This window comes from Kocuria sp. UBA1838, from assembly GCF_002338785.1.
Classification (GTDB): Bacteria; Actinomycetota; Actinomycetes; order Actinomycetales; family Micrococcaceae; genus Kocuria; species Kocuria marina.
The window spans coordinates 1-8,042 of sequence record NZ_DDIY01000003.1; the positions used below are offsets into that span (position 1 = coordinate 1).

The following is an 8,042-nucleotide window of genomic DNA, read 5'->3' on the forward strand; positions in this document are numbered from 1 at the left end:
TCTTCAGGACGCTGATGTTCAGGGGACGCAGGAGTGGATCGAGTCGTTTGACGCGTTGATCCAGGCGCTGGGTACCTCGCGGGCGCAGTACGTGATGCGGGCGTTGTTGCAGCACGCGGGCACGCATTCGGTGGGTGTGCCGATGGTGACGACGTCGGATTATGTGAACACGATCCCGGTGGATCAAGAACCCGAGTTCCCCGGTGATGAGGAGATCGAACGCCGCTACCGTGCTTTCCTGCGTTGGAACGCGGCGGTGATGGTCCACCGCGCTCAACGCCCGGAAGTCTCCGTTGGCGGGCATATCTCCTCGTACGCGGGGGTGGCGACGTTGTATGAGGTGGGGTTGAACCACTTCTTCCGCGGACCTGACCATCCCGGGGGCGGGGATCAGGTGTTCTTCCAGGGTCATTCCTCCCCGGGTAACTACGCCCGCGCTTACCTCGAGGGCCGGCTCACGGAGGAGCAGTTGGATGGGTTCCGGCAGGAGAAGACCCACGCTCCCAACGGGTTGCCCTCGTACCCGCATCCGCGGTGTTTACCGGATTTCTGGCAGTTCCCCACCGTGTCGATGGGGATCGGGCCGATGAACGCGATCTACCAGGCCCAGTTCAACCGGTACCTGCATAACCGCGGTATCAAGGACACCTCCGACCAGCACGTGTGGGCGTTTTTGGGCGACGGGGAGATGGATGAACCCGAATCCCGTGGTGTGCTGCAGTTAGCGGCGAATGAGAAGTTGGACAACCTCACCTTCGTGATCAACTGCAACCTGCAACGCTTGGATGGTCCGGTACGCGGGAACGGGAAGATCATCCAGGAGCTGGAAGCGTTCTTCCGCGGTGCGGGGTGGAATGTGATCAAGGTCGTGTGGGGCCGGGAATGGGACGCCTTACTGGAGGCGGATCACACCGGGGAGTTGGTGCGGATCATGAACGAGACCCTGGACGGGGACTACCAGACCTTCAAAGCCGAATCCGGTGGGTTCGTCCGTGACCACTTCTTCGCCCGTTCCGCAGCCACCAAAGAGCTGGTGGCCGATTACACGGATGAGCAGATCTGGAACCTCAAGCGCGGCGCCCATGACTACCGCAAGGTGTACGCGGCGTACAAGGCGGCGGTGGAACACACCGGCCAGCCCACGGTGATCCTGGCCCAAGGCGTCAAGGGCTACGGGTTGGGTCCGCACTTCGAGGCCCGTAACGCCACCCACCAGATGAAAAAACTCACCCTCGAAGACCTCAAGGCCTTCCGGGATCATTTACGGATCCCGATCAGTGATGAGCAACTGGACTCGGATCTCTACAACGCCCCCTACTACCACCCCGGACCCGACTCCCCCGAAATCAAGTATTTGTTGGAGCGCCGTCAGGAGTTGGGTGGGTTCCTCCCGGATCGCCCCCACACCCAGCAGGCGATCACCTTGCCCTCGGACAAAGCCTTCGCGTCGGGGAAGAAGGGTTCGGGCAAACAACTGGCGGCCACGACCATGGCGTTCGTGCGGATCCTCAAAGACCTGATGCGGGAGAAGGACTTCGGGCACCGCATCGTACCCATCGTCCCGGACGAGGCCAGGACGTTTGGGATGGACTCCTTCTTCCCGACCGCGAAGATCTATAACCCCAACGGGCAGAACTACCTCTCCGTGGACCGCGAACTGATGCTCGCGTACAAGGAATCCGCCCAGGGTGTGATCCTGCACCCGGGGATCAACGAGGCCGGGGCTACCGCTGCGTTCACCGCCGCGGGCACCTCCTACGCCACCCACGGTGAAACCATGATCCCGGTGTACATCTTCTACTCCATGTTCGGGTTCCAACGCACCGGGGATGAGTTCTGGGCAGCAGCCGATCAGATGGCCCGCGGGTTCGTGATCGGCGCCACCGCCGGGCGTACCACACTCACCGGTGAGGGCCTGCAACACGCTGACGGGCACTCCCCGATCCTGGCTTCGACCAACCCCGCGGTGATCCACTACGACCCCGCCTACGGGTACGAGATCGCCCACATCGTCAAACGCGGGATCGAACACATGTACGGGCAAGCGGATGAGGATCACAACGTGATGTACTACCTCACCGTCTACAACGAACCCATCCACCAACCCGCCGAACCCGAAGACGTCGATGTGGACGGGATCCTCAACGGCATCTACCTGCTCAAACCCGCCACCAACGAAGGCCCGCGCGCCCAGTTGCTGGCCTCCGGGGTCGGGGTGCCCTGGGCGTTGGAAGCCCAACGGATCCTCGCCGAGGAATGGTCGGTCTCCGCCGACGTGTGGTCGGTGACCTCGTGGACGAACCTACGCCGGGATGCTCACGCCGCCGAACATGAGGCGTTCCTCAACCCCGGTGAAGGAACACGCACCCCCTACATCACCCAAGCACTAGCAGGGGCGACGGGACCGGTGATCGCCACCAGTGATTACACCTCGCAGTTGCCGGACTCGGTGCGTCAGTACGTACCCAACGACTGGGCCTCGTTGGGCGCTGACGGATTCGGGTTCGCTGACACCCGCGCCGGAGCACGCCGGTACTTCACCATCGATGCGCACTCAATGGTCGTACGCACCCTGGAAATGCTGGCCAAACGCGGAGAGATCGACTGGTCCGCCCCCGCAGAAGCCATCACCCGCTACGACCTCACCAACCCCGCCGCCGGCACCAGCGGTAACACCGGAGGCGACGCCTAACCCACCAACCCACCACCACGACGCCCCCACACCGCGCGGCACAGTGACGTACCGCCGCGCGTTCACCGTGCCCGGGCCGTGATGGGCCGGCGAGAAGCACCCCGTATGACTGCCCGATGAGTCGATTGGTTCGACGACGCAGCCCGCAGGCTAGGGCCCCGCCCGCGTCGCACCGTGATGCGCACCCGAATTTCATCTGCGGATCGTGAATTGGAAATTTACGGTTTGACTAGTGGCGACGTCCGGCATCCAGGCTGTGGTGCGCATCAGCACACTTCCGGGGGCCTGCACATCGTGGAAACTCAATCGCCGAAATCTGGTCGCGGGAACAGCAAGCCTGGGCGCGCTGGCGGCGGGCGGCCTCGTCACCTCCCCCGCCCACGCCCACCAGGGTGGGCGCCATGGTCGAGACCCCTCCGGACTGCCCACTGCACCGCGGACCCCCGCAGGCCGCCTGGCCCGTGACGAGAAGTACTGGCGCACCGTCGCACGGCATTTCCGCATGGACATGCCCGTCACCAACTTCGAGAACGGGTACTTCGGAGCGAACCCTCAGAACGTACGAGATGCCTATGCCCACGCCAACCGGACCATCCAGGAACAGAACTCTTGGTTCCTCCGCAACGCGTACGAGGAGCGCATCACAGATGTGCGGGCTCGACTGGCGGAAGCTGTCGGGTGCTCCGTGGAGGAGATCGCCATCACGCGCGGCGCTATGGAGGCGCTACAGGCCCTGATCGGTGGCTACAACAAGCTCAAGCCCGGTGACGCCGTGGCCTACGCCGATCTCGACTACGACTCCATGCAGTACGCCATGAAGTGGCTCAAGGACCGCCGCGGGGTGGACGTGATCGCCACCGCGATCCCGGAACCCGCGACGTACCAGAACGTGATCGATCATTACACCAAGCTGCTCCGGGACAATCCGCGGATCACATTGCTCCTGCTGACCCATATCTCCCACCGCACGGGCCTCAAGCTGCCAATCGCGGAGATCAGCCGGATGGCCGCGCAGCACGGGGTCGACACGATCGTGGATGCCGCGCACTCGTGGGGCCATGTGGATTTCAGCGTCAGGGATCTCGAGAGCCCCTTCGTGGGGTTCAATCTGCACAAGTGGATCGGCGCACCGCTGGGCTGCGGCTTTCTCTACATCAAGAAGGATCGCCTTCCCGATATCGATCGTCACTTTGCGGACGAGGACCACGACGCCGATGACGTGCGATCACGGATTCACACGGGAACCGCCAATTCGGCCAACTACCTGGCAGTCCCGGCGGCTCTGGACTTCCACCGAGCCGTGGGAGCCGCCAACAAGTTCGCGCGCCTGCAGTACCTGCGTGATCGCTGGGTGCACCAGGTCTTGGACGTGTCCAATCTGACCATCATGACTCCGGAGGATCGGCGCATGTACGGCGCACTGACGTCCTTCCGGATCGACGGGAACACGACCCGGGAACGCAGCGTGGCCATCACGGACTACCTCACCAAGGCGTGGAGGATATTCACGGTGCGTCGCGGCGGTGTGACGAACGGCGAGGTCATTCGTGTGACCCCCGCCCTGTACAACACACCGCAGGACAGCGACCGCTTGGCGCGGGCATTGAGGGCTGCCGCCAGGCGGTTCTGAAGCCCGTGGACCAAACGGTACCGGGACCGACGCGGCGTCGAGACTCGGACGAAGGCGTTCAGCCGGCCTGGGCCAGCTGTCCGCACAGCCGCTCGGCGGCCTCGCGCAACAGGGGCACGGCGCGGTCGCCGAAGTCCCAGTCCACGCGGGACGTGGGCCCGGACACCGAGATCGCAGTGGGTGTGGGTGCATCCGGCAGTGCCATGGCAAAGCAGCGCACGCCGATCTCCTGTTCCTCGTCGTCCACGGCGTAGCCGCGTTCTCGGATCTTTTCGAGATCGGCGAGAAGCTCGTCCACAGTCCCGAGGCTCTTCTCGGTGGGGGTAGGCATGCCCATGGACGCCACGATGGACACGACCTGCTGTTCGGGCAGGGTCGCCAGGATCGCCTTGCCCACACCGGTGTCGTGCACGTGGGCGCGCCGGCCCACCTCGGTGAACATGCGCATGGAGCGGGAGGACTGCGCCTGACCCACGTAGACCACCATGTGACCGTCCAGCACCGCCATGTTGGCAGACTCCCCCAGTTCGTTCACGAGCCCCTGCAGGACTGGTTGCGCGTAGGTGCCCAGTTGCAGGCCCGCCGCATAGCCGAGGCGGATCAGTCCGGGGCCCAGCGCGTAACTGCGGTTGGGCAGCTGACGCACGTAGCCCAGCGGGATCAGGGTGCGTAGCAACCGGTGGATGGTGGGCAGCGGAAGATCCGCCCGGGATGCGAGCTCGCTGAGGGAGGACTCCCCTCCGGACGCGGTGATGATGTTGAGCAGGTCGAAGACCCGCTCCACCGATTGCACGCCGCCCGCACTCTTGCCTTCGGCCATGGCCCTTCTCCCTCTGCTGCCGGAGCGATCACCGCCCCGCGTGGGGTCGCGTACGGTGACCGCAATGTGAAACACGTCTCACGAAGACCTTGTCATGCCTCGTACTCTACGCCTAGGATTCAATTAATGAAATTTATTTTCCACAATACGGATAGGTAGCGGGCCACCGCGGTTCCGCTCGACTCGGAAGGAAACCCGTCACATGGCGGCTCCCAACCCCGGCTACTCCATGGTCCTGCGCGTGGAAGCGCCCGCGACCTTCAACTCCACGAGCGAGATCACCACGGCGGCCGCCGCCGGTGCCCAGGTGACCGCACTGGACATCGTGGAGTCTTTCCCCAACAGCGTCGTCGTGGACATCCGCTGCAACTTGTACAACGCCGAGCACCGGGACGAGGTGCGCGACGCGCTCAACGCCCTGGACGGCGTCAAGGTCCACAAGATCTCCGACCGCACCTTCCTGATCCACCTGGGCGGCAAGATCGAGGTCACCCCGCGCGTGTCCCTGCGCAACCGTGACGACCTCTCCCGCGCCTACACACCGGGCGTGGCCCGCGTGTGCATACCCGTCCGAGAGAGCCCCAAAGACGCCCGGCGGCTGACCGTCAAGCGCAACACCGTGGCCGTGGTCACGGACGGCACCGCGGTACTGGGCCTCGGTGACATCGGACCAGCCGCGGCCCTGCCAGCCATGGAGGGCAAGGCCGCCCTGTTCAAGGCGTTGAAGGACGTCAAGGTGGTCGTCTCCGGCGTGGGTGCCGCGGACGTGTTCATCGGCGTCTCCGCCCCCAATGTCCTGGACGGCAACGACATCGCGACCATGGCCGACGACGCCATCGTCTTCGCCAGGGCCAATCCGGACCCCGAGGTCCACCCCCGTGGAAGGTGCCGAGCCCGCGACCGTCGTGGCTACCGGTCGGCCGGACTTCCCGAACCAGATCAACAGCGTGCTGGCCTTCCCCGGGCTGCTGGACGCGGGCGCTTGCGAGATCACCTCAGAGGTGCTCGCGGCCGCCGCGAGGGCCATCGCCGATTGCGTGCACGAGGACGAGCGCAACGCGAGCTTCATCGTCCCCAGTGTGTTCGACCAAGAACGTCGCCCCGGCCGTGGCCGAGGCCGTGAAGTCCGTGGCGGAGGCCCCAGGCCGGCTGACGGGAACGACCGGGTGCGGCGGCGTCGTACCGAGTGCAGGGCCTGCCGCACCCGCAATGAGCAGTACAAACTACACCGAAAATCCAGGAGGCAACCCATGAGCATCACCCACAACACACCCGACAACATCCCCGCCGCGAACGAGATCCTCTCATCCGACGCCCTCGCATTCGTGGAGGCGCTGCACGAGAAGTTCGCGGACCGTCGTGAGGAGCTGCTCGGCAAGCGCGAGACCGCCCGCGCGAAGGCCGCCGAGAGCGGCACCATGGACTTCCTCCCCGAGACGCGCGAGGTTCGGGAAGGCGACTGGAAGGTCGCCCCGGCCCCCGCGGCCCTGCAGGACCGGCGCGTGGAGATGACCGGACCGGCGTCGCCCGCGAAGATGGCCATCAATGCCCTGAACTCCGGCGCCAAGGTGTGGCTCGCGGACCTCGAGGACGCCGCCTCCCCCAGCTGGGCCAACCAGGTGGACGCGATCGCCAACCTGCGCGACGCCGCCCGCGGCACCCTGGGCTTCACCTCCCCGGAGGGCAAGGAGTACAAGCTCCGCGAGGACGTGCCCCTGGCCGTGGTGGTCATGCGCCCGCGCGGCTGGCATCTGCCCGAGTACAACATCACGGTCAACGGGAGGACCGGTTCCGGTTCCCTCACGGACTTCGGGCTGCACTTCTTCCACACGGCGAAGCAGCTGATCGAGAACGGCCAGGGGCCGTACTACTACTTGCCCAAGATGGAGTCCTACCTGGAGGCGCGACTGTGGGACGATGTGTTCACGTTCGCGGAGGACTACCTGGGCATCGAGCACGGCACCGTCCGCGCGACCGTGCTGATCGAGACCATCCCCGCCGCGTTCCAGATGGACGAGATCCTCTACGAGCTGCGGGACCACGCCTCCGGGCTCAACGCCGGACGCTGGGACTACCTGTTCTCCATCATCAAGTACTTCCGCGACGCCGGGGAGAAGTTCATCCTGGCGGACCGCTCCGCCGTGACCATGACCGCTCCCCTGATGCGCGCGTACACGGACCTGCTGGTGCAGACGTGCCACAAGCGCGGCGCGTTCGCAATGGGTGGCATGGCCGCGTTCATCCCGTCCCGCAAGGATGAGGAGGTCAACCGGGCCGCCTTCGAGAAGGTCCGCAACGACAAGACCCGCGAGGCCAATGACGGCTTCGACGGCTCGTGGGTGGCCCACCCGGACCTCGTGCCCGTGTGCCAGGAGGTCTTCGACGGCGTGCTCGGCGAGAAGCCCAACCAGGTGGACCACCAGCGCCCCGACGTGGACGTGACCGCCGAGATGCTGCTGGACGTGCCCTCCGCGGGGGACCAGCGCACCGAGAAGGAGCTCAACGCCAACCTGTACGTGGCCATCCGCTACGTGGCGGTGTGGCTGTCCGGCAGCGGCGCGGTGGCCATCCACAACCTGATGGAGGACGCCGCCACCGCGGAGATCTCCCGCTCGCAGATCTGGCAGCAGATCAAGAACGGCGTGGTCTACACGGACACCAACAACACCGCCACGCGCGAGCTCGTCTCCGACGCACTGGACACTCAGCTCGAGGTGCTGCGCGGTGAGATCGACCAGGAGAACTACGAGAAGTGGTTCGTGCCCGCCGGGCGGCTCATCTCGGACATGGTGCTCAGGGAGGACTACCCGGCGTTCCTCACGCTGTCCGCCTACGACCTCATGGAAGGCAGCAAGTAACACCGGCGCACCTGGATGCCACCCCGGCCCCCGCCACGACCG

At 65.3% G+C, this 8,042-nt stretch carries 4 protein-coding genes and 1 pseudogene; 4 read left to right on the top strand and 1 reads right to left on the bottom strand.

All coding sequences use genetic code 11. From position 1 onward, the window contains the following. Nucleotides 1-37: 37 nt before the first annotated feature. Together aceE and B3I25_RS00925 are read left to right on the top strand one after the other, a co-directional pair. Entirely contained in the window at nt 38-2,692 is a 2,655-nt protein-coding gene (aceE, locus tag B3I25_RS00920) for a pyruvate dehydrogenase (acetyl-transferring), homodimeric type (RefSeq protein ID WP_414672680.1), read from the top strand. Between the two features lie 502 nt (nt 2,693-3,194). Then, a complete protein-coding gene (locus B3I25_RS00925; protein WP_286737524.1) occupies nt 3,195-4,322 on the top strand; it encodes an aminotransferase class V-fold PLP-dependent enzyme in 1,128 nt (375 codons plus the stop codon). A 58-nt stretch (nt 4,323-4,380) separates the two neighbouring features. Here the strand turns inward: B3I25_RS00925 and B3I25_RS00930 are convergent, their stop codons facing one another. Further along, entirely contained in the window at nt 4,381-5,142 is a 762-nt protein-coding gene (locus B3I25_RS00930; protein ID WP_035964809.1) for an IclR family transcriptional regulator, read from the bottom strand. A 202-nt stretch (nt 5,143-5,344) separates the two neighbouring features. Between B3I25_RS00930 and B3I25_RS00935 the strand changes: the two are divergent. Beyond that, a pseudogene (locus B3I25_RS00935) lies at nt 5,345-6,396 on the top strand (malic enzyme-like NAD(P)-binding protein). Beyond that, a complete protein-coding gene (gene aceB, locus B3I25_RS00940; protein WP_286737527.1) occupies nt 6,393-8,000 on the top strand; it encodes a malate synthase A in 1,608 nt (535 codons plus the stop codon). Before B3I25_RS00935 ends, aceB begins: the two are co-directional and overlap by 4 nt. Nucleotides 8,001-8,042: the final 42 nt, after the last annotated feature.